The 22,087-nt window shown below is 66.5% G+C and carries 19 protein-coding genes; 7 read left to right on the top strand and 12 right to left on the bottom strand.

Annotated elements, in window-relative coordinates; all coding sequences use genetic code 11:
* Positions 1-333: 333 nt before the first annotated feature.
* The 9 genes from G3W89_RS26090 to hisC all read right to left on the bottom strand — a co-directional run bounded on the left by G3W89_RS26090 (position 334) and on the right by hisC (position 12,702).
* On the bottom strand, positions 334-2,826 hold the full coding sequence (locus tag G3W89_RS26090; RefSeq protein ID WP_162576870.1) for a hypothetical protein: 2,493 nt from the start codon (positions 2,824-2,826) through the stop codon (positions 334-336).
* A 207-nt stretch (positions 2,827-3,033) separates the two neighbouring features.
* Positions 3,034-5,379, bottom strand: coding sequence for a hypothetical protein (locus G3W89_RS26095; protein ID WP_162576871.1), 2,346 nt, complete (start codon positions 5,377-5,379; stop codon positions 3,034-3,036).
* 316 nt (positions 5,380-5,695) lie between these two features.
* Complete coding sequence (locus tag G3W89_RS26100; protein WP_162576872.1) at positions 5,696-6,202, bottom strand: hypothetical protein; 507 nt, start codon at positions 6,200-6,202, stop codon at positions 5,696-5,698.
* 222 nt (positions 6,203-6,424) lie between these two features.
* On the bottom strand, positions 6,425-7,621 hold the full coding sequence (locus tag G3W89_RS26105; RefSeq protein ID WP_162576873.1) for a CaiB/BaiF CoA transferase family protein: 1,197 nt from the start codon (positions 7,619-7,621) through the stop codon (positions 6,425-6,427).
* Positions 7,614-8,552, bottom strand: a complete 939-nt coding sequence (locus G3W89_RS26110; RefSeq protein WP_162576874.1) for a hydroxymethylglutaryl-CoA lyase — start codon at positions 8,550-8,552, stop codon at positions 7,614-7,616. Before G3W89_RS26110 ends, G3W89_RS26105 begins: the two co-directional genes overlap by 8 nt.
* Before the next feature lie 101 nt (positions 8,553-8,653).
* Entirely contained in the window at positions 8,654-9,562 is a 909-nt protein-coding gene (locus G3W89_RS26115; protein WP_162576875.1) for an aldo/keto reductase, read from the bottom strand.
* Entirely contained in the window at positions 9,559-10,851 is a 1,293-nt protein-coding gene (locus G3W89_RS26120) for an NTP/NDP exchange transporter (protein ID WP_197893584.1), read from the bottom strand. Before G3W89_RS26120 ends, G3W89_RS26115 begins: the two co-directional genes overlap by 4 nt.
* Positions 10,848-11,585 (bottom strand): NADPH-dependent F420 reductase, encoded by a 738-nt coding sequence (locus tag G3W89_RS26125; RefSeq protein ID WP_197893585.1) that lies wholly within the window; start codon positions 11,583-11,585, stop codon positions 10,848-10,850. Before G3W89_RS26125 ends, G3W89_RS26120 begins: the two co-directional genes overlap by 4 nt.
* Positions 11,586-11,706: 121 nt before the next feature.
* Positions 11,707-12,702 (bottom strand): histidinol-phosphate transaminase, encoded by a 996-nt coding sequence (gene hisC / locus G3W89_RS26130; protein WP_162576876.1) that lies wholly within the window; start codon positions 12,700-12,702, stop codon positions 11,707-11,709.
* 214 nt (positions 12,703-12,916) lie between these two features.
* On the opposite strand from hisC, the gene G3W89_RS26135 reads away from it, so the two are divergent.
* Positions 12,917-15,094 carry a malate synthase G gene (locus G3W89_RS26135; protein WP_162576877.1) on the top strand — a complete coding sequence of 726 codons (2,178 nt, stop codon included), beginning with the start codon at positions 12,917-12,919 and terminating at the stop codon, positions 15,092-15,094.
* Positions 15,095-15,099: 5 nt separating this feature from the next.
* Positions 15,100-15,513 carry a PaaI family thioesterase gene (locus G3W89_RS26140; RefSeq protein ID WP_162576878.1) on the top strand — a complete coding sequence of 138 codons (414 nt, stop codon included), beginning with the start codon at positions 15,100-15,102 and terminating at the stop codon, positions 15,511-15,513.
* Positions 15,514-15,567: 54 nt separating this feature from the next.
* Here the strand turns inward: G3W89_RS26140 and G3W89_RS26145 are convergent, their stop codons facing one another.
* Positions 15,568-16,335 carry a ProQ/FINO family protein gene (locus tag G3W89_RS26145; RefSeq protein ID WP_162576879.1) on the bottom strand — a complete coding sequence of 256 codons (768 nt, stop codon included), beginning with the start codon at positions 16,333-16,335 and terminating at the stop codon, positions 15,568-15,570.
* A gap of 226 nt (positions 16,336-16,561) precedes the next feature.
* On the opposite strand from G3W89_RS26145, the gene G3W89_RS26150 reads away from it, so the two are divergent.
* Both G3W89_RS26150 and G3W89_RS26155 read left to right on the top strand, forming a co-directional pair.
* Positions 16,562-16,909: a proteophosphoglycan ppg4 gene (locus G3W89_RS26150; protein WP_162576880.1), complete on the top strand. Its 348-nt coding sequence runs from the start codon at positions 16,562-16,564 to the stop codon at positions 16,907-16,909.
* Complete coding sequence (locus G3W89_RS26155) at positions 16,909-17,568, top strand: L,D-transpeptidase (RefSeq protein WP_443083217.1); 660 nt, start codon at positions 16,909-16,911, stop codon at positions 17,566-17,568. Before G3W89_RS26150 ends, G3W89_RS26155 begins: the two co-directional genes overlap by 1 nt.
* 6 nt (positions 17,569-17,574) lie before the next feature.
* On the opposite strand, the gene G3W89_RS26160 is transcribed toward G3W89_RS26155, so the two are convergent.
* Positions 17,575-18,507: a LysR substrate-binding domain-containing protein gene (locus G3W89_RS26160; protein WP_162576881.1), complete on the bottom strand. Its 933-nt coding sequence runs from the start codon at positions 18,505-18,507 to the stop codon at positions 17,575-17,577.
* Between the two features lie 83 nt (positions 18,508-18,590).
* Between G3W89_RS26160 and G3W89_RS26165 the strand changes: the two genes are divergently transcribed.
* The gene (locus G3W89_RS26165; protein ID WP_162576882.1) at positions 18,591-18,902 is read left to right on the top strand and encodes a DUF2917 domain-containing protein; all 312 of its coding nucleotides are present in this window, start codon (positions 18,591-18,593) and stop codon (positions 18,900-18,902) included.
* Between the two features lie 6 nt (positions 18,903-18,908).
* On the opposite strand, the gene G3W89_RS26170 is transcribed toward G3W89_RS26165, so the two are convergent.
* Positions 18,909-19,865, bottom strand: a complete 957-nt coding sequence (locus tag G3W89_RS26170) for a LysR family transcriptional regulator (RefSeq protein ID WP_162576883.1) — start codon at positions 19,863-19,865, stop codon at positions 18,909-18,911.
* Between the two features lie 128 nt (positions 19,866-19,993).
* On the opposite strand from G3W89_RS26170, the gene G3W89_RS26175 reads away from it, so the two are divergent.
* Complete coding sequence (locus G3W89_RS26175) at positions 19,994-21,001, top strand: isopenicillin N synthase family dioxygenase (RefSeq protein WP_162576884.1); 1,008 nt, start codon at positions 19,994-19,996, stop codon at positions 20,999-21,001.
* Positions 21,002-21,050: 49 nt separating this feature from the next.
* Entirely contained in the window at positions 21,051-22,046 is a 996-nt protein-coding gene (locus G3W89_RS26180; RefSeq protein WP_162576885.1) for a Bug family tripartite tricarboxylate transporter substrate binding protein, read from the top strand.
* Positions 22,047-22,087: the final 41 nt, after the last annotated feature.

Here is a 22,087-nt window from a genome sequence, read left to right on the forward strand (position 1 = left end):
TCAGCGGTCCCGTGCGGGACGCTTGCTGGAGCCTTCATGATTGGGCGCGCGCTCGCCCGCCGCGTCAGCCTCGCCTGACGGCGGCTGTAGGGCGGTGCCGCTCTCCCGCACCGGGCCTTCGCCCCTCGCGCTGGGCCGTCTTGCGAATAGCCCTCCCCCGCCCCCTCTTGGATCCGCCCACTACGAGGTCTGAGGACGGCGGCCGAGCCGCACAGGGAGGTGACATGCCGGCACTCCAATGGCCGCGCATACGCTCGCGGCCCACCCTCACGAATTGCGGCAGGACAGAGCGGCGCGGTTGCGCGGACTTCCAGCCTTGCCGCCTTCGCGGAACTAGCCGAGCCGAAATGAGTGGCTGGCCGTTTCAATCGTTTTCAACGCCGCTTCGCCGATCTCTCGCTGTATGTGGATACGCGCCGGGTTGCTGTCGAGACTGACGCTGAAAGCATGCGCCACTCTGGCGACCGCATGATTTGCGGGCTTTGCCGGATTGAAGCGGCACGGAGTGACATCATCCATGAGACTGATCAGCGCATGCGCTGCTGCCACGTGCAGCATTGCCCTCTCCTCTCCCGGAAGGCTCCACGTGAACATCCGTTCTCCCAGCCCGCCATCGCTCACAAGGGCGCGCATGACATTGACCAAGGCGTCGCCGGACAACAAGCGCTTGCCAATCACTGGAGGTTCTTCCAGCATGGCATGCAGGGCCAATTCGACCGACTTGTCATGCAATCTGTCCAACAGCTCCTTCGCTCCACCGTGCAGGACGTCTGCGGCCGCAGCATCGATTGCTTGAACTGCAAGCAGCATCGTTGGACCCTGGATGAACACGTCAGGCTGATCATGCATGCACGCCAGTAGCCGCCAGCCTGGGGCCCATCGACCACAATTCTCCGCGTAGTCGCCAGCGAGCTTTGCCATCTGCAATAACCGCAGCATCTTTATCATCTTGCGTCGCGGCGACTCCATCGGCATGGTCACGATGCGCGCATCCACCTGTACCAATCCGGTGTGGATCGGTGGCAGGGCGGCCCGCAGGTCTATGCGATGCGCAAGTGCCTTGAATAGCAAGGCTATGGTGGCATCGCTGCAATCGTCCTGCAAAAGGCAGTCCACAACAGCTATCGCAAGCAGGCTTTTACCCTCCTCCATTGCCAGAATGACCTCGAGCGCTGCGGCGTGGTCCAGGCTGCAGAGCTCCGGTAGCGCATAAACCAGGTCGCCGCTCAGGACGTCCACGATCGTTAGCGTGCCAAGCCCGATCCCAAGGCCTTCGATCAGCCGCTGGATAGCCGCTTGCTGGCGTTTCTGCGTCGCGAAGTGCTCCGAAAGAATCCTGTCGGCCAACAGCGAGAAATACGGATCCGGCTCCCCGGTCACGAGGAGCGCGGCAGCCGTCTCCAGCACGACCGAATCCTGCTTCGCTGCAAGTTCCGCATCATCCTGTTCGGCTTCGCCAAGCCTGAAAGGCCACTGCTGGAGCTCGAGCCCTACCTCCGCAAACTTCCGGACGACTGCATTGAACAGCTCTTCCCGTGCCGCGTCGCCGAACTCCGGGTAAGGGGAGTCATGAATCAGGCGTGCGGCAATGTGCAGATTGCCTTCCTGGATGGCGAACCGAAACTCCTCGGCCAGATGGACAAGCGTACCTTCATCCGCCGAATCCTTGCGAAAGAAGCGGTCGGCCTTGGCCTTCAGTGATCCCATGAAGCTGCCCCTCCGCATGCGCTGCGCCTTTTTTTCGACCTTCAGCAGCGAGTGCTGATGGCTCTTGTATACCTCTTCATCCCATTGCAGGGACAGTTTGGTCAGCGCGCTCCTGACATAAGATTTCAGCTCTTCAGGCAGTGGTTCGCAAATCTTCTCGGACAACGATGCAAGCTCCCGCAGGCGATCCGTGCACTCCACGATGTTCTGCGAATTCACTGCCTGCTCGACTGCGACGCGCAATACTTCGCTCTGCAGGCTGACCGGCACGGCGTCGAGCAGTTCGGGCGTCAGCGCCGGAAACCAGGCCATGGCTTCCAGCTTGTGCATCCTGCGGGTGCGTTCCATGCGGACATCCTCGTTCGCATCCCGAAAAACGATCCTTCCCAAGGCGGGCCAGATGAGGCATTTCATCGCCACTGACCGCGGGAGTTCGTGAGCCCCGAGATCGTTGGTGATCTGCAGCAGGCCGCCCAACGCGCTCAGGCCCTCATCCTCGTCGAACTCTGCGACCCACGCCAGCGCCGTGCGCACCGCCTCGACGAGCATGTCGCCATCGACTGGAAGCCGGCTCATCTCCTTGACAAGCGAAAGAGACCGGCGAATAAAGCTCGCCTTGACCTCCGGCGAGCAGAACTGCACAAGATTGCGGCATCGGAGAAAGTCCCCGTCTTTCCACGCACGGCGGGCCGCTGCTCTCAGAAACCGGTCCATGGCCTTGCAGACCGCCGGATCGTTGCTGGTCTTCAACTCGTTGACCTGGTTGAGCGTGCACGGCTCCAGCAGCACGATCAGCGCCGACGGCTTGCACATGCCCATCAGGGTGCAGGCCGCCTTGAGGCAGTTCGCATCCACGAGGATCGCAATGGCCTCGGCGACCGAGCCGAGGTCCGCCTCGTCCAGCTTTGAGATCGCGAGAATTTTGTCGTCGCCCTGAAATTGCAGGCCCTTGACGTTTGCCAGGCAGGCCGACACCTCCGCCCATTGATGGGGGCAGTCTTGCTCCGTCAGCTCGAGGAGGCGGGACGGCTTTTTCGTTCCACCAATGCCACGTCGATCAGGCGCCAGCGGAACGGATTCGCCCCGCGGGTCAGGATGTCCTGGCTCGTCGAGACGCAACCCCTGCCTCGAGCGGCGCAATGACGTGGACTTGATTGAACGAACAAGGGCAGCAGGGGTAGGACGCATGATGTTCAGTTACCCCAGGCATGAGCGAGTTCCCACGCTTCCTCGCCGATACCCCTCCTTGCCTGGGCCAAGGCGCCTCGATCACCGAGGACCTCGGCCGTGTTCCCTTGCTGTGACACCGGGTGTGCGGAGTTCTGGCTAGCCCATGCCCGGTTCCATCCCCGTTCGGCGGAGCGGAAACTTCGACGAGATTTCACGCCACGCTTCCTCGCCCATACTGGCCTCGACCTCCTTGCCGATCTTCAGCAGGCGCATGACGCGGAACTCGAACATGCGCACCATTCCGCCCACGACATGGTTGGCAGGACGATCCGGATAGAACCTGCACGGAGAAACATCGTTCGCGAGGCTGATGAGCGCATGCGCCGCTACCGCGTGCAGCGCCACCCTTGTCGCCGAGTCATCGACCCATCCCATCCATACGAGCGTGTCGCGCCCCAGTTGCTCGTCGCTGAACATGGCGCGCATGACATTGTGCAAGTCGCCATCCGACAGCAAGGGCGTGCCATTCACTTGAATCCCTTGAAGTTGCCGCATGGCAACTAGAGCCTCCTGAGCCCAGGGGAACTTCAATCGATGCAACAGTTCATCCGCGCCGCCGCGCAGTCCGTCCGCAGCAGCAGCATCGATTGCTTTCACGCCCGTCAGGAACATGGAATCCTTCAAGATCGAAAAGAGCTCGGGATCTCTCAGCCTCGTGGGTTCCGCACGAAACATGACCCACACGAACCTCCACCCACGAGCCCACGGACGGACGTGCCGGATCTGGGTATCTGAGAGGTCCACGTGCCAACTCATCATCTTCTTCAAGTCGGTCAGCGGCGCCCCGTCCAAGACTTGCTCGATGCGACCTTTTCCACCAACCTCAGGCCGTACCGTGGTCTGGATCGCCGGCAGGGCGGGGCCCAGATCGACGCGATCCGCGAGTGCATTGAACAAGAACTCCAGCTGGGCGTGGTTCCACGTGCCGTTCAGGAGACCGTCGACCGCGGTTCGCGCGACCAGTTGTTGACCCCCATCCATCTTCAGAATGACGTCGAGCTCCGCGGAATGCCCGGGACTGCAGAGCAGCGGCAAGGCATAGATCATGGGCGAGGGGATGACGCCAACGATATTCTTCTTGGGCGGTCCGATCAGGCGCTGGACGGCCCACTGCGGATCTTGCGGCATCGGAAAAACGATTGAAATGATCGTGTCGGCGAGTTGCGAGCACTCCGGGTCGCCCGCCGCAGTGAGCACCACCGCCATCTGCAGCGCAACCGAACGCTGCTCTTCCTGCTCCACATCCGTGCTCTTCTCTGCAAGCACCCTGAAGCTGAAAGGCCGCAGCTCGGCCTTGTACCCGGCCTCTGAAAGCTTGTCGATCACCGCCCCAATGAGCTTCTCGCGTGCCAGGGAGCCAAAGTCGGCGAGTTTGGCCGCCCGAATCAGAAGCGCGGCCTTGCGCAGATCCCCATTGCCGACAATTTGTCTAAAGTCGTCGGCCAAGTGGGCGAGCATGGTCGTGGGCTTCCCCCGAACGCTGACCCTTGCGCTTATAGAACTCGCCATGCCAGGCTGAAGGCCCAGCTCCAGATTCGTCAGGGTCTCCAGGAGCAGACCTCTGCAAGCCCCATAGTCCGCCTCGCTCCACTGCGCAAACCACCCAAGCACCACGCGCATGAGGTGGGACTTCAACCCTTTACCCGCGCCCTCGTCGATCTTCTCGATCTTGTCGCTCAAGGCTGCAAGACCCCGCACGCGATTCAGGCATTCCTCGGTGGTCTGCGAACTGGCCGCAAGCTCCACGGCGATTTGCAGCACTTCAGCGCGCGCGTGTGCCGGTATGCCGCTAATCGATTGCAGCGTCGGTTCACGCCAGGTCATGCCTGTCAGCTTGGCGAGGAACTCCACCATGGCGGCATCTTCGCGCCACTTGACGGACAGTTGACTCAGGACAGGGCAGAGGCTGCGCATCATCCTCATGGCCCGAGGGAGACCGCACGCCTGGGGATTGTTGGCGATCATCAGGAGCGAGTTCAACTCCCTGAGGCACTTGCCCGGGTCGTCCATCTGCTGGATCCGGTTCAGCGCCATGGTCAGCGCTCCAGCGAACTCATCGTCCTCCAGCTTCTCGACCGTGTCCTCGTTGAGCAGTGGAAACAGTCCCTCCACGCTCTTCCTCATGAGTGGCGAGCAAAGCGGCAACAGCCCCAACAACTGAACAACGTCGCTGCGCCCCAACGCGTTCTGTGCCGCGGCATCCAGCGCCCTCTGAACGGAGTTTTTGACTTTTTCATCGTCGCAGGTTCTCAGGCGCTCGGTGCACTTGCTCCCGCACTGTTTCACCAGGGCCAAGCGCACCTCTGGCTCGCACATGCGCATGAGCGCGTCTGCCGCTCCGAAGCATTCTGCGTCTACCAGGATCACGATGGCCTCGGCGACCTGATCGAGCCCTTGCTCGCGGACCCTCGAGGTCGCGATGACGCAGTCGTCCTTCCTCATGTCCAGCCCATCGACTTGTGCCAGCAGTTTCCGCACACGGTCCCATACAGGGACGCAGCTCGTTTGCATCAAAGTTGGAACTGGCTTGAGCAGGCTTCTTCTAGCGCCATCCCGAGTAGGCGAGTCAACCTGTCTCTGCTGCGTCACCTGCTGGGTCACCTGCTGGGTCACCCGCGGTGAACCCAACTGGGTGGAAGCGCGCTCCTTCCGGTTGGGTTCGACAGATGAAAAAGGTCTCATGGCATTGCCCGTCTGAAGTGAGTTGAAGAAATGGGACGCTTGCAGGCGCGCCGGCTGCCGGCGCACTCGGCAGCGTTCAGCAGCGCAGGAATGCGCCGGAGCTGATTTCGGCCAAACCCACGCGGGAATGCGGCGAGGAATCCGGCGCCTCTTGCTGGAGGCGCGCGATCCACGAATCGGCGGTGCGCATGAACGCCCTCATGACCGTCGCCCACTCGGCCTGATCGCGGGGAAGGGCCGAAACGACCATGGACAAGGTCAGCAAGCCCGTCTCTCGATGAACGTCGACCGCCCATAGCGCTTCCTCGCCCGTCCACCGGGCCACGATGTCCGCAACGTGGCGGGGTGCGTCTTCGTCGAAGTCGCAATCCTCGTCGGCTTCCACGATGGACTGCAGCAGCTCGGCCCGCACGTAGCCCGCGGCCGCAAACAATTCGACCTTGCCATCCGGGTGCATGGCGGCATGAACCTGCAGGCGCTCTGCGGCATCGAACGCGAGGCTGCCTTCGGCGCTGATGCACGCAGGCGCCCGCCCCACCGAGGCAAGGTACAGGTCGAGGCTGTGAGCTAGTTGAGCGGTCATCTGGTGTCGCTCCTCTGGGAATAATGGTTTATTCCGCTGAGTAACGGAGCTTTTGCGTTGGTTCCATCACCCACGCCAGAAGATGACGTGACCTGGCGAAGAAGGCGCGCTCACGATGCGTGCACTGATCACCTGAAAATCGGAGCGATGACACCTCGATGCCACCCGTGCAGGGTGGGCTCCTCGTGAGCGCCGCCCCCGCGCCCGGCATGCCCGCCTTGCTCAGCCGGCTGCAGCGATGCCCTGCTGCTTGAGCGCCTCGATCCCTGCCTCGCTGTAGCCGACCTCGCGCAGCAGCGCATCCGTGTGTTCGCCGAGCAGCGGCGGCTGCAGTCGGATGCCCGGCCGCTCGCCGCCAAGGGTAAAGGGCATCAGCGGTACCTTCGACTCGCTGCCGTCATTCATGCGCACCGGCGCCAATCCGCCCGTGGCATTGAGGTGCGGATCGTCGAAGAGCTCGTGCGGCCTGGCGATGGGGGCGAAGGGCAGCTCGTTCTTCTCGAACACGGCGCTGAGCTCGGCCGCGCTGTAGCCCGCAAGGTGAGAGCGCAGCAAGGGCATCATCCAATCGCGCGCACGCACGCGGTCGTTGTTGGTCTTCAGGCGCGGATCGGCCAGCATTTCCTCGAGGCCGAAGGCCTTGCAGAAGATGGCCCACTGCTTGTCGCTGACCGCGGCCAGGAAGATCTGCTCGCCGCCCTTCACGGTGAAGACGTCGTACACGCCCCAGGCCGAGATCCGGCTGGGCATCGGATCGGCCGGCTTGCCGGTGGCCGCGAACTGCATCATGTGCTGCGCGACGAGGAAGATGTTGTTCTCGAACAGTGCCGACTGCACCTCGCAGCCCTCGCCGGTCTGCTCGCGCTGGCGCAGCGCCGCCATCGCGCCGATGGCGCCGAACATGCCGCCCATGATGTCGTTGACGCTGGTTCCCGCGCGCAGCGGGTCGCCGATGCGGCCGGTCATGAAGGCCAGGCCGCCCATCATCTGCACCACTTCGTCGAGTGCGGTGCGGTGGTCGTAGGGGCCGGGCAGGAAGCCCTTGTGGCTCACGTAAATGAGTCGTGGGTCGCGCTTCCTCAGGCTCTCATAGTCCAGGCCCAGCTTCTTCATCGTGCCCGGCTTGAAGTTCTCGCTCACGATGTCGGCGGTGGCGATCAGCCGCAGCGCAGCCTCGATGCCTTCGGGTTTCTTGAGATCGAGGGCGATGCTCTTCTTGTTGCGGTTGAAGGTGGGGAAGAAGCCGGCGCCGGAGCCCAGCAGGCGCCGCGTCGAGTCGCCCTCGACGGGCTCGACCTTGATGACCTCCGCACCGAGGTCGGCCAGCATCATGCCGCAGGTGGGGCCCATCACCATGTGGGTGAACTCGACGACGCGGACGCCGGCGTAGGGCAGGAGGTTCTTTGCGTTGTCAGACATGTGCGATTCCTGAAACGGGGACGAAGCCCTTGGGCAGGCCGGCTTCGGGCGTCATGCCGTAGACCGGCTCGCCCGGCAGACCGGCGATGAGCGGCGCGCGCGCCGCGATGAGTTTGCCGATGTCGATGCCCGTGGCAATGCCCATGGCCTCGAACATGAAGACCAGGTCCTCCGTCACCACGTTGCCCGAGGCCCCGGGCGCATAGGGGCAGCCGCCCAGGCCGCCAAGCGAGGCGTCGAAGGTGCGCACACCCTCTTCGAAGGCCGCGAGGCAGTTGGCCAGGCCCAGCCCGCGGGTGTTGTGCATGTGGGCCGCGCCGGCCTTGTCGCCGAGCTCGGCGCGCAGGCGCCTGAAGAGGCGGCGCACCTGGGCCGGATTGGCATAGCCGACGGTGTCGGACAGGCCCGATTCGTCCGCGCCCGCTGCCACGCACTGCACCGCGAGGCGGATGACTTCGTCCTCCGGCACCTCGCCCTGCAGCGTGCAGCCGAAGGCAGTGGAAATTCCGGCCTCGAGCTTGACGTGAGGCGCGATCTCGCGACGCAGTGCGGCGATGGCGCGCACCTCCTCGACCATCTCCTCGCGTGTCTTGCGCACGTTGGCCAGCGAATGCGCAGCGCTGGCGGACACCGGCATGGTGAGCTTGTGCACGCCGGCCGCGAGCGCGGCCTCCGCGCCCTTGCGGTTGGGCACCAGCGCCATGACGGTGAGCCCGGGCAGCGCGATCGCATGGCGCACCACATCGGCGGCATCGGCCATCTGCGGCAGCAGGCGCGCGGGCACGAAGGAGGCGACTTCGATCTCGCGCACGCCGGCGGCGTGGAGCGCGTCGATCCACCGCAGCTTGTCGGCGGTCGGCATCGTGGCCTTGACGGACTGCAGGCCATCGCGCGGGCCGACCTCGCTGATCAGCACATCGGGGCTTGTCATTCGGGGTTTCTCCTGGAGCAGCGTTCGCAAGTGCCCTGTCCGGACCTTGCTTGAGGGTTCTATCTCGTGAAAGGATATTCTGCTCGAGGCGCCGTCCAGGTCTAAAGGCTGCGCACAAACTCAACCATTCGCCTGCGTTCGTCCGCGTCCGGTAGCCGCCCGCGCATGGCCCCCAGGTTGTCGGCCATGTGCCCGGCATCCGAAGTTCCCGGAATCACGGCCGTGACGCGCGGGTCCCCCAGCAGGAACTTCAAGAAGAAGGATGCCCAACTGGTGGCAAAACCCGCCGCCCAATCGGGCACCGGCTTGCCACGCACTGCGCGAAACAGCCGGCCGCGCCCGAATGGCAGGGCCGTGAGCACGCCCGCTTGCACGTCGGCCGCCAACGGCAGGATGCGCACCTCGGCATCGCGGTTGTCGATCGAATAGTCGATCTGCACGAAGTCGGGCTTCTCGCGCTGCAGCACGGCTTCCAATGCCGCGTAGGCGCCACGATAGGTGGACGTGATGCCGATGTAACGGCACAGGCCCTGAGTCTTCCAGGCCTTGAATCGCGACAGCGATTGGTTCGGATTGCTCACGTTGTGAAGCTGGAGCAGGTCGATGCGCCGTGTCGCGAGCCGTGTCTGCGAGCGCTCCAGCTCGGCCGCGTCCGGCGCCTCCAGCTTGGTCGCGACGAAGACCTTGTCGCGCCAGCCACCGGCGGCCATCACCTGGCCCAGCACCTGCTCGGCATCGCCGTACACCGAGGAGGTGTCGATGAGCCGGCCGCCCCCCTCCAGGAGAGCCCGGACCACCCGCGTCGCGCTGTCGCGGGTGCGGTCGTCGTTGCTGTCGAACACCTGCGCAGTGCCGAGGCCGACCGCGGGCAGCAGCTCACCGGTGGCTGGTATCGCACGCTGGATGAGGGCCGCCGCGTCCCTGTTGCCCTGCTGCGCGAGCGCCGCGCGCTGCGCAAGCAGCGCTGCGCCGCTGAGCGCGGTGAAACCGCGCCGGGTCAGTCCAGTCATGGTGCTTCTCCTTTCTCGCGGCTGCCCGGCAGCGCGGCACGGCGCTCCTGCATGCGCCCGAGCGCCGCCGACAACAAGACCCACGCGAGCGCGACCGGCGCAGCGCACAACGCGATCGCGCCCAACTTGAGCCCGACTGCTTGCAGGCTATCGAAGACCCAGCCGTATAGCGCGTCGGAACCGCGATAGACCACCACGTCGATCATGTTCTTCGCCTTGTATTTTTCCTCGCGCCCGACCACCGTGAAGAACACCTGCCGCGCCGGATTGGCAATGGCGAAATTCATCCACCGCTGCATGACCTGCAACACGATGACCACGGCAAGGCCCGGTATCCACGCCAGCACCAGGAAGCCGACCACGTACACCGCCGGCAGCGCGCCCGCCGCCATGCCCGTGCCAAAGCGGCGAAGGAAGTGCCCGGTAGCGAAGACTTGCGTGGCCAGCGTCAGCAGACCGACGAGCAGGTCGATGCTGGCGAAGATGCGCGTCTGCGCGCCCCCGCCCTGCACGTTGGCGGCCACCACATTGGCCTGCACGAGATACAGGATCGTCGCGCCGAAGGACAGCAGGCTGACCCACGCCGCGACGCCGAGCAAGTAGGGCGAGCGCACCAGCCCGGACAGCGCCGCGAAGGCACTGCCCCCGACGCGCCGCTCGTCGCGCCGCTGCCCTTGGGGAGCGCCGGCGCTGCGCTCCAGGCGTGCGGCGCAGAACACCGCAAGCTCGAGGAACACGATGGCCGCGATCAACAGGTTGTGCGGGCCCAGCGGCACCGACAGCGCGATGGTGATCACCGGCCCCAGCAGCCCGCCGGCAGTCCCGCCGGCACCGATGAAGCCGAAGAGCCGCTTGCCCTGCTCGCTCGTGAACAGGTCCGCCATGAAGGACCAGAACACCGCGACCGCGAACAGGTTGAAGACGCTGACCCAGACGAAGAAGACGCGCGCAACGATGACGGGCTCGATACCCATTGCCATCAGGAGCCAGAAGAGCGCCAGGTTGAGCACGAAGAATTGATAGACGATGGGGATGAAGCGTGCACGCGGCAGCCGGGCGACCAGCGCGCCGAAAATCGGTTGCGCTGCCAGCAGCGTCACGAAGGTCGCAGAGAACAGCCACGGCAACGCCCGGGTACCGCCGGCGATGCCCATCTGGTCGCGCAAAGGCCGCAGCACGTAGTAGCCCGCCAGCAGCGCAAAGAAATAGCCGAAGGACCACAGCGCAGCCGCAAGCTCCTGCGGCGTCGCCGGGATCGCCCGCCGCAGCCAGCCCGGCAGCGCCGTCATGGCCCCAGGGACAACTTCTGCTTTAGCTCCGACGCACTCACGGGCTGGCCGTACCCCGGCCCGCCGCGCTGGAACTGCCGGGCGTCGGCGAGCTTGCCGACCAGCACCGGGTCGAATCCGGCGTCGCGCACCAGTCCCGCCGCCACCTGGACCGCGCGGGGGTCATCGCCTGCGATCGGCACTGCCAGCTTCGGGTCGGGCCGGTGCGCCTCGCGCGCGAAGATCATGTACGACATCGTGTTGAACGCCCGCACCAGCCGCGCACCGGCAAGGTATTTCTGCGAGACCACGCCGACGCCTTCCTGCTCGACCTCGCCCGCCACCGAGCCGTCGCGTGACTCCACGGCGTTGCAGGCATCCAGCATGACCTTGCCCTGGAGTGCGGCGCCGTAGTTCTTGCCGATTTGCGGCAACGCGCCATAGGGCACCGCGATGAAAAGCGCGTCACCGAAGGCGATCGCCTGCGCCACGGTGCCTGCGCTGGCAAGCGGGCCGAGCCCCGTGACGAGATCCTTGAGCTCTTCGGGATGGCGCGACGAGAACATGACCGGATGGCCTGCCTTGATCCACAAGCCGCCGATGGTGCCGCCGATATGGCCCGCGCCAATGACGCCGATGCGTGCAGGCGTCTGTGCGCCTGCGCGGCCCGGTTTCAACGCAGTCACGGCGGCCCACGCACCGCCTGCCATCAGCAGCGCACGCCGGGCGCGATCGAGGGATTGACGGAGCTGCATCGCAAACCTCCTGGTTCGGGACTGCTTGCATCATGTTCCGCCATGTCCCGGTGCGCAAGCCGGCCCGGGCGATCAGCTCGTGACAGACAGTCAGCCCTTGGGTTTGGCTTCCTCGGCAAGTTCAGCGCGCGGGCGCATGATCGCGCAGCGCTGCCAGCACCGCCTCATTCTGCTCAGGCAACCCGACGGTGATGCGCAGCCACTGCGGCAGGCCGTAGCCGTCGAGCAGCGCCACCTCGACTCCAGCCGCCAGCAGGCGCGCGTGCACGGTGCGGCCTTCACCGACGTGCACCATCAGGAAGTTGCCCGCGGAAGGGATCGATGCGAGTCGCAGCTCGTGCAGCCCTGCTTCGAGCCGCACCCGCCCCGCGCTGTTGAGCTGGTAGCTGCGCGCCAGGAAGGCCGCGTCGGCCAACGCCGCCACCGCCGCAGCCTGCGCCGGCGTGCTGACGTTGAATCGCGGCCGCCGCGCATTCAGGCGCGCCGCCAGCCCGTGCTGCGCGACGCCGTAGCCGATGCGCAACCCGGCCAGACCGTAGGCCTTGGAAAAGGTGCGCGCGACGATCAGGTTCGGGAAGCGCCGCACCCACGCGATGCTGTCGTAGCGCTTCGCCGGCGCGAGGTATTCCCCGTAGGCCTCGTCGAGCAGCACCGTCACCCACGGCGGGACCGATGCCAGGAAGGCGAGCAGCGGCCCGGCCTCGATGAACGTGCCGGTGGGGTTGTTGGGATTGGCGACGAAGACCAGCCGCGTGTCCTCGCCGATGGCGGCGCGCATGGCGTCCAGGTCATGGCCGAAGTCCCGCGCCGGGACGCCGGTGCTGCGTGCGTGGGCGTGCGCCGCCGCCTGGCCGTAGACCACGAAACCATACTGCGAATAGACGACATGCTCGCCTGGCTCGACGCAAACCTGGGCCGCGAGTTCGAGGATCTCGCTGGAGCCGCTGCCCAGCACCAGCCAGTCGGCCGGCACGTCGAGCCGCGCCGAGAGCGCATGCTTGAGCGCGGTGCCGTTGCCATCGGGGTAGTTGCCTGCGCCCTGGAGCACCGCCGCGGCGGCGCGGCGAGCGGGCTCGGGCATGCCGAGCGGGTTTTCATTGGAGGCCAGGTGAATCATCGCGAAGGCCGGCTGGATGGAGAGGTGAATGTATGGACCCTTTGCAGCGTGGCTATCAGGGCCTACCCTTTGGCAGGGCCTTCACCGGCTTCGGCGGGCGATTACCTCCAATTTGGTCATTGATCATTCACGCCCGAGGCTCTTACTCGCCACCCAGGTATCGAATAAAGTCGTCGACTGCATTCTTCCGTCTTGATTCAAGGAGTAGCTCACCATGACCGCCCGCACGACCGTCCACGGCCTCCAGGTCGCCACCGAACTCCATCGCTTCATCGAAGACCAGGTGTTGCCGGCCACCGGGGTCGCAAGCGATGTTTTCTGGAAGGGCTTCGACGCCATCGTCGGCGATCTCGCCCCCAAGAACATCGCGCTCCTCGCCGAACGCGATCGCCTGCAGTCCGAGATGGACGCCTGGCACCAGGCCCATCCCGGCCCGATCGCCGACATGCCGACCTACCGCGCCTTCCTCGAGAAGATCGGCTACCTGCTGCCGCAGCCGAAGGGCGCGAAGGCCACCACCACCCACGTCGACGCCGAGCTCGCGCTGCAGGCCGGCCCGCAGCTGGTGGTGCCGATCCTCAATGCGCGTTACGCGCTGAACGCCGCGAACGCGCGCTGGGGCTCTCTCTACGATGCGCTCTACGGCACCGACGCGATCCCCGAGACCGATGGCGCCGAGAAGGGGCAGGGCTACAACCCGCTGCGCGGCGCCAAGGTGATCGCGTTCGCGCGCGAGGTGCTGGACCAGGCCGCACCGCTCGCCAACGGCTCGCACAAGAACGCGACCGGCTACGCGGTGAAGGACGGCCAGCTGATGGTCGCGCTGCAAAGCAGCAGCACGCCGCTGGCGGACCCCTCGCAGTTCGTCGGCTACCAGGGCGATGCGGCGGCGCCCAGCTCGGTGCTGCTCAGGCACAACGGCATCCACCTCGACATCCGGATCGATCGCAACACGCCGATCGGCAAGACCGACCCGGCCGGCATCAGCGACGTGGTGCTCGAGGCGGCGCTGTCCACCATCCTCGACCTCGAGGACTCGGTGGCGGTGGTCGACGCCCAGGACAAGGTGCTCGCCTATTCGAACTGGCTCGGCATCCTGCAAGGGACGCTGACCGAAGAAGTGCAGAAGGGCGGCAAGACCTTCACCCGCGGCCTCAACCCCGACCGCGAGTACACCGGGGCCGACGGCAAGCCGGTCAGGCTGCACGGCCGCTCGCTGATGTTCGTGCGCAATGTCGGCCACCTGATGACCAACCCCGCCATCCTCTACGCCGACGGCAAGGAAATCCCCGAGGGGATCATGGACGCGGTGATCACCACGACCATCGCCACCATCGACCTGAAGCGCAAGGGCAACTCGCGCACGGGCAGCGTCTACATCGTCAAACCCAAGATGCATGGCCCGGCCGAAGTGGCCTTCGCCAGCGAGCTGTTCGGCCGCGTCGAGCAGATGCTGGGCCTGACCGCCAACACCGTGAAGCTGGGCATCATGGACGAGGAGCGCCGCACCAGCGTCAACCTCAAGGCCTGCATCGCCGAGGCGGCGGGGCGCGTGGCCTTCATCAACACCGGCTTCCTGGACCGCACCGGCGACGAGATGCACACCGCGATGCGCGCCGGCCCGATGCTGCGCAAGGGCGACATGAAGACCACGCCCTGGATCCAGGCCTACGAGAAGAACAACGTGCTGGTGGGCCTCTCGTGCGGCCTGCGCGGCAAGGCGCAGATCGGCAAGGGCATGTGGGCCATGCCCGACCTGATGGCCGCCATGCTGGAGCAGAAGATCGGCCACCCGAAGGCCGGCGCCAATACCGCCTGGGTGCCCTCGCCGACGGCCGCCACGCTGCATGCGCTGCACTACCACCGCGTGAACGTGGCCGAGGTGCAGAAGGAGCTCGAGAAGATCGACGCCGATGCGGAGCGCGACAACATCCTCGCCGACCTGCTGAAGGTGCCGGTCGCGCCCGAGGCGAAGTGGACCGCCGCCGAACGCCAGCAGGAGCTGGACAACAACGTGCAGGGCATCCTCGGCTACGTGGTGCGCTGGATCGACCAGGGCGTGGGCTGCTCCAAGGTGCCCGACATCCACAACGTGGGGCTGATGGAAGACCGCGCGACCCTGCGCATCTCGAGCCAGCACATCGCCAACTGGCTGCTGCATGGCGTCGTGACGAAAGAAGAGGTCGAAGCCACCTTCCAGCGCATGGCTGCGGTGGTGGACGCTCAGAACGCCAGCGACCCGTTCTACCAGAAGATGGCAGGCAACTTCGAGACCTCGGCGGCGTACAAGGCCGCGCAGGACCTGGTGTTCAAGGGCGTGGAGCAGCCTAGCGGGTACACCGAACCGCTGCTGCATGCGTGGCGGTTGAAGGTCAAGGCAGGGCAGGCCTGATCGCCATGCCGGCCACGAAGGAAGAAATCGCAGCGTTCATTGCACGCGAGTTCCCGCAGACGAAGTGCACTGTCCTCGAAGCCGGCAATGCCGGCGCGACGGTTGCGCACGAGGTGGGCCCCGCAGAGTTGCGGCCCGGCGGCACGGTCTCCGGGCCGGTGCTCATGGCCACGGCCGATGTGGCGCTCTACGTGGCGATCCTCGCTGAAATCGGCATCGTTCCCTTGACGGTGACCACCAGCCTGAACATCAACTTTCTTCGCAAGCCTGAGGCGAGCGCGCGCGTCGTCGGCGTGTGCAAGCTCATCAAGCTGGGCCGCTCCCTGGCGGTCGGCGAGGTCAGCCTCTATTCGGAGGGGCGCAGCGACGTCGTCGCACATGCCGTGGGAACGTATTCCATTCCGTCGAAGGCACGGTGAGCCCAGCGCCTGGCTGAAGCGCCGCGTCGCCCAAGGGCATTCGACTGCAGCGAGTCAAGCGGCGCCCGGCGTGTCGGCACGCGATCGCTCCGGGCCCAGCGTTCGCTTCACCTCGGCCAGATCCATCCCGTACATCTCCGCGAACTCGGCCACGCTGCGACCGCTCGCCTCGAAGGCCCGGCGCAGCGCCTCGCGCTTCGCGTTGCGCGCGCCCAGTTCGGCAAAGGCCTCGTCGAGAACTGCATTGGCGGTCTCGTCGTTGCTGCGCACGACCAGCATGTAGTCCTCGCGCGAGAGGCCCGAGGCCTCGATGGCGGCCATCAGGCGGGCGCGCAACTGCGGGCGCAGGTCCTCGCTGCTGCGCGCTTGTCGCCTGCGGAACACTTCGAGAATGGCGTGGTGCACATGCTCGGGGGCGACGGGCTCCACAGGCGTGCCGTTCAGGTCATGGCGCGCCTTGCCCGCAGCGACGGCCTCGAGGTAGCGCGTGGAACGCGCATGCAGCCCGAGCGCGACCTTGAGGTCCTCGCGCTTGAACTCGTCCCCGTGCGCCGCGAGCAGGTCCTCGAACACGCCGAGCTTCAGCGGAAGGAAGCGGGCGCCGAACAGGCCTGGGTAGAGCTCGAACAGGCGTTCGAGCACGGGGTGGGTCTTGCGCGGATGCGCGGGCTGCTTGCCTTGCGCCGGCTGCTGCGCCTGCGGATTCTGCTGCGCGGGGCGGGCGCGCCGGTGCTTGCGGCCGGCTCGTGCGTTCGGTTCCTTGTCCGGCTGCGAGGGCTGCGGCAAAGGGGCGGTTTGGGTGTCTGCTGTGTTCGAGGTCATGGATGTCGGGCCCTCTCAGGCCAATGGCGGCACGAAGCGGCGCGGACCCGAACTGTAATGCCGCCGGGCTTGGCCGCGCGGGCCATACAGCCTGCGACCTGCTGCTTTCCCGTCCTACAGGCACGCGCGCGCCATGCCGACCCGGACCGGAACCCATGTGTTTACGTTGGCAAACACTGAGGCCTCAGCACCCGGTCACAACCATCCACCCTCAAGGAGATCGCTCATGACTTCCATCTCGTTTCGTGCCGCACTGAAAACCTCGGCCGCAGCCCTGGCCATTGCCGGTGCAGGCTTCGCCGTGGCCCAGGGCAACCCGCCGACCACGAGCTCGCCCAATCCCGCAACGGGTGCAGGCCAGCAGGCGCAGGGCACGCAAGGCACTCAGGGCAGTACGCCCATGGGAACGACCGGCACGCCATCCACACAGCGCTCCGGGACGGGCTCGGGGACGATGAGTTCCGGCTCCACGGCCAGCGGCAGCACCTCGGGCAGCGGAACGATGTCTTCGAACGACACGACCATGCCGAGGTCTTCAGACAACACGCGCATGGCGCGCGCTGACCGCAACTGATCGTGCGCCGCATCTCGCCGACCCTGCCGGGCGCAGCGCCCGGCTTCCTCGCGCTGGCCCTGGCCGCAGCCGCGCTGGCACTCCCCGTGCCGGCACGGGCCCAGGGCGAGCTCGCGAGCCTGGTCCAGTGGGTGCGAGCCACCGGCGACAACCAGGGGGCGGCCTTTGCCATCGTCGACAAGAAGGGCGCCCGCGTCCATGTCTTCGATGCTGGCGGAAAGGAAAGGGCTTCTGCGCCCATTCTTCTCGGCTTGGCGCGTGGCGATGATTCGGTGCCCGGCATCGGCGAGCGTCCGATGGCCCAGATCCGGCCCGAGGAACGCACGACGCCTGCCGGCCGCTTTGCCACCGAACCGGGCCGCAACCTGCAGGGCGAAGACATCGTGTGGGTCGACTACGACGCAGCGGTTTCGATGCACCGCGTTCGTGCCACGAACCCGGCCGAGCGCCGCCTGCAGCGGCTCGCGACGCCCGGCGTCGAGGACAACCGGATTTCGTACGGCTGCATCAATGTGCCGGCGGCGTTCTACGATGCGCACGTGAAGCCCACGCTTGGCGCACGCCGCGGCGTGGTCTACGTGCTGCCGGAAACCAGGCCACTCGCAGCGGTGTTCGGCTTCGGCACGCGGGTTGCCGCCACCCCGGTCACACAGCGCTGAAGCAGGTCAGGCCCGTTGCGCGGCTTCGGCCTCGGCGCGCAACCACCCGATGAAATCCTGTGCGTCCGTGTTCTGCTCGGCGCGACGGGCGCTTTCGATGAAATAGGCCCGGCGCGAAGCCACATCCGTGCCGAAAGGCGCCACGAGGCTGCCGTTTTCCAACAGGTGCCGCAGCAAGGGCAAGCGGCCGATCACGACGCCCTGTCCGGCCACGGCGGCGGCGACGGCGTCGGTGTAGAGGGTGAAGCGCAGTGAATTCTTCATGCGCAGGCCGGTGAGTCCCATGACTTCGAGCCAGGGCTCCCAGTCGACCGTCGGGGCGTCATTGTGCTTGGGCATGTCGATGGTCAGCAGGGTCTGATCGACGAGGTCGTCGGGCGAATGCAGCTGCGCGGCGACCTTGGGCGCGCAGAGCGGTATCACCGATTCCTCGAAGAGTGCGGGGCCGGTGCCGCGCTCGAGCGGCACGAAGCGCACGGCCAAGTCGATGCGGCTGCGCTCCAGATCCAGCACCTCCAGCGTGGCCGACAGCCGCACGTCGACCCGCGGATGGTCCGCGGTGAAGCGCACGAGCCGCGGGATCAGCCAGAACGAGGCGAAGCCCGGCGTGCAGGTGATCGCGACCTGGCGCAGTGCGGGCGCCGCCCGCAAGCGCGCGGTGGCGTCGCGCAGCCGCTCCAGGCTTTCGACCACGGCGCGCTGCAGCACGCCACCGGCCTCGGTCAGTCCCAGCGCGCGATGGCGGCGCTCGAACAACAGCACGCCCAGGCTGGCCTCGAGCTGCTGGATCTGCCGGCTGACGGCGGACTGTGTCAGGAAGAGCTCCGCAGCCGCCTGCGTAAAGCTCAGCGTGCGCGCCGCTGCCTCGAAGCTGCGCAGCAGCTCCAGCGGCGGCAGCTCGGCCACTGCTTGAGGGGGTTTGGCATTCTCAGGGCGCATGCAACGAGTTCCGTATGACCGTGTGACCTTCTACCTTCGGCTCACTATATTCATTCCACAGCTGAATGCAAAAGGAGCCCGCCATGAACACCGCCGCCGCCCGTTTCCACCTGAGCCTGGCCAAGCGCAGCATCTTCACGCTGCCCGATGCGGCCGGTGTGGGTATCGAATGCCGCAGCGGCAGCGTGTGGGTCACGGTGGACCACGATCCGCGCGATATCGTGCTCGCAGCGGGCGAGAGATTCGAAGGCAACCAGCACCGGCGCGTGCTGGTGTCGGCGCTGGAGCCCTCGTGCATCACGGTGTCGGGCTCGCAGCCGGCGGCGCTGCCGCCGCAAGAGCAACCCGCGCGCGCGCCTTGGCGGCTCCGGTCGCACCGGATGTCCCCGGCTTGACCTTTGCTAGCGCGCCGAGAACAGCTCGAGGATCAGGTCGCGCAACCAGCGCTGCGCACTCGAGACCCGCTCGCCGCCGGGCGACAGCAGCACGATCCGCACAGGATCGATCTCGAACGGCGGCGGCTGCAGCACGATGGCATGGCCCGCACTCCCGTCGAGATCGGAGAACACGCCCCGCGCGAGCGTGGCCACCAGGGCCGACCCCTCCAGCATGGCCGGCACGCGCAGAAAGCTCGGAACGATGCAGCGGATGTCGCGCCGGTGCCCCGACGCCTTGAGCACCGCGTCCACGGCGCTGTATTCGCCCTGCCCCACCGCCACGCGCAGGTGGGGTGCGGCCAGGTAGGCGGGCAGGTCCATGCCGGCGCCATGGGCGCGCCGCGAGAACGCGACCACATAGGGATCGGCCAGCAGTTCGTCGCACTGGAGTGCGGCATCGGCGAGCACCGGGTTGCCGACGATCGCCATGTCGACCGCGTCGCCGAGCAGCATGCCCTCGGCGGCATAGCGATCGATGGCGCGCACGGTCAGGCGCACGCCGGGCGCACGCCGCTCCAGGGCCATCCACAGGCGCGGCGAGAAGACCCGCTCGGCGTAGTCGGTCATTCCGATGCGCAACTCGAAGCCGTCGTGCAGCGGGTCGAAGAGCCGGCGCTCCTCATGCAGCGAGTCGATCAACGCCACGGCCGACTGGATCGTGGGATGCAGCTGCTGGGCGACCTGGGTCGGCCACATCTCGCCGCCGCGCAGCACGAAGAGCTCGTCGCGCAGCAGCTCGCGCAGGCGCGACAGCGAATGGCTCAGCGCCGACTGGCTGCGGCCCAGGCGCTGCGCGGCCAGCGTGACCTGGCGCTCTTCATAGATGCAGAGAAAGGCAAGCAGGTGCTGGATCTCCACGCCGAAGGGCCGGCCGCGCAGTGAGCGCTGGTGTGCAGCCGACGCGCCATTGATCGGTTTCATACTGGGTTTCATCCATATTCATGCCGAGGGACCTGCACGGTGCGCCACGTGCGGATGGCGCCACTAGGATCGGTTGCACACAGGCGGACATGCGCCGCCATTGTCAATCCAACCCAGGAGACCTCGGCATGAGCCTCGTCATGGACAGCATCACCCACGCGATCCCCGTGATCGACCTCCAGCCCTTCTCCCGCGGCTCACCCGAAGGCCGGCGCGAAGTGGCAGCCGCGGTGCAACAGGCCTGCGAAGGCCTCGGCTTCCTGGTCGTGACGGGGCACGGCGTGCCGGACACGGCCGTCGACGCCTTGTACCGGGAAGCGATGGCCTTCTTCGACCTGCCGCTGGAAGAGAAGAACCGCATTCGCAAGCCCGCCGGCACGGCCTACAAGGGCTATGGCGCGATGGGCGTGAAGACGATCGGCAAGCACATCGATCCGACCCTCAAGCCTTCGCTGCACGAAAGCTTCGCCATCGGGCCGCTGGACGTGAGCGACGACCCCTACTACACGCGTCCGGAGGCCGGCAACAACTTCATGCCCAATCTCTGGCCCGAACGGCCGGCGGCATTGCGCCCGGCGATGACTGCCTATTACCGCGAGATGGAGCGGCTGTCCGCCGATATCCTGCGCATCTTCGCGGAGGTGCTGGACCTCGACCCCGCCTACTTCGCATCGCGCATCGACCGCCACACCAGCATCCTGCGCACCATCCACTACCCGGCGCTCGAGCGGCCGCCGGAGAAGGGCGAGGAGCGATCGGGCGCGCATTCCGACACGACGGCGATCACGGTGCTGAAGATCGACGATGCGCCCGGCGGCCTGCAGGTGATGCTGCCCGATGGGGGCTGGCTCGACGTGCCGAAGATCCAGGGTGCCTTCGTGATCAACATCGGCGACATCATGATGCGCTGGACCAACGACCGCTTCGTCTCGACCATGCACCGGGTAGTGAACCCGCCAGAGGGCGCCGGCGCGCGTGCGCGCCGGCTCTCGATCCCCTACTTCTGCATGCCCAACTACGACGCGCTGATCGAGTGCATCCCGAGCTGCATCGGCGAGGGTGCCCGCTACAGCCCGATCGCCTCCGGCAAGCTGCTGGCCGACCGCTACGCGGCGACCTACGCGAACGACAAATAACCGCACGCCCCCTGCCCCAATGCCCATCTGCCTCTCTGGAGTTGCCGCCATGACATGTTCGATCTCTCCGGCCATCCCGATCCGCCGCGCCACGTGCCGGACTCTGCTCGCCGCGGCGCTGCTGGCCGCGGGCACGGCTGCCTGGGGCCAGGGCGCGACGTCGACACCGATTCGCATCGTCGTGCCCTATCCCGCCGGCGGCGGAGCCGACATCGTCACGCGGCGCATTGCCGAACGCGCGAAGGACATCCTCGGGCAGCCCATCGTCGTGGAGAACAAGGCCGGAGCGGCCACCGCCATCGGCGCGCTCGCCGTGCAGAACGCGCCGCCCGACGGCCACACACTGCTGCTCGCGACCTCCACCACGCTCGCGGTCAATCCCAACCTGCAGCGCAGCCTGACCTACGCACCCGACAAGCTGGTGCCCGTCGCCGCGCTGCAGGCCGTGCCCTTCATGCTCAGCGTCAATCCGCTGACTCCGATCTCTTCGCTGCGCGAGCTGCCGGCCTATGCGCGGGCGCATCCCGGCATGGTGAACTACGGCACGCTCGGCGTGGGCAGCTCCAACCACATGCTGGGCGGCCTGCTCGAGAAGCGCGCGCCGGGCCTGGTGCCCATCCACTACCAGAGCTCGGGCCAGGCGATGCTGGCGCTGGCCCGCGGCGACATCCACCTCTACTTCGACGGCATCTCGACCTCGGTGGCGCGCGTCAACGGCGGCGAGTTGCGGGGACTGGCGGTGACCAGCCACAAGCGAGTGCCTGCCGTGCCCGGCATTCCGACGGTGGAAGAGGCCGGCTTTCCGGAGCTCGGCCTGTCGATCTGGTACGGCTTGGTCGCACCGGCCGGGACGCCCGATGCGGTCATTCGCCGGCTCAACGGCGCCTTCAACCAGGTGCTCGCGCAGCCCGAGGTCATCGCCTTCATGACCGCGGACGGCACCGAGCCGATGGCCATGACGCCGACGGCCTTCGGCACGCTGATCCGCGAAGACCGCGCGAGCTGGAAGCGCACGATCGATGCGCTGCAGATACGGCTCGAGTGAGCGTCGCAACGAGGCGGCAACATAGTCCGATTCAGCCACTG

This window comes from Variovorax sp. PBL-H6 (genome assembly GCF_901827155.1).
Lineage (GTDB): Bacteria > Pseudomonadota > Gammaproteobacteria > Burkholderiales > Burkholderiaceae_C > Variovorax.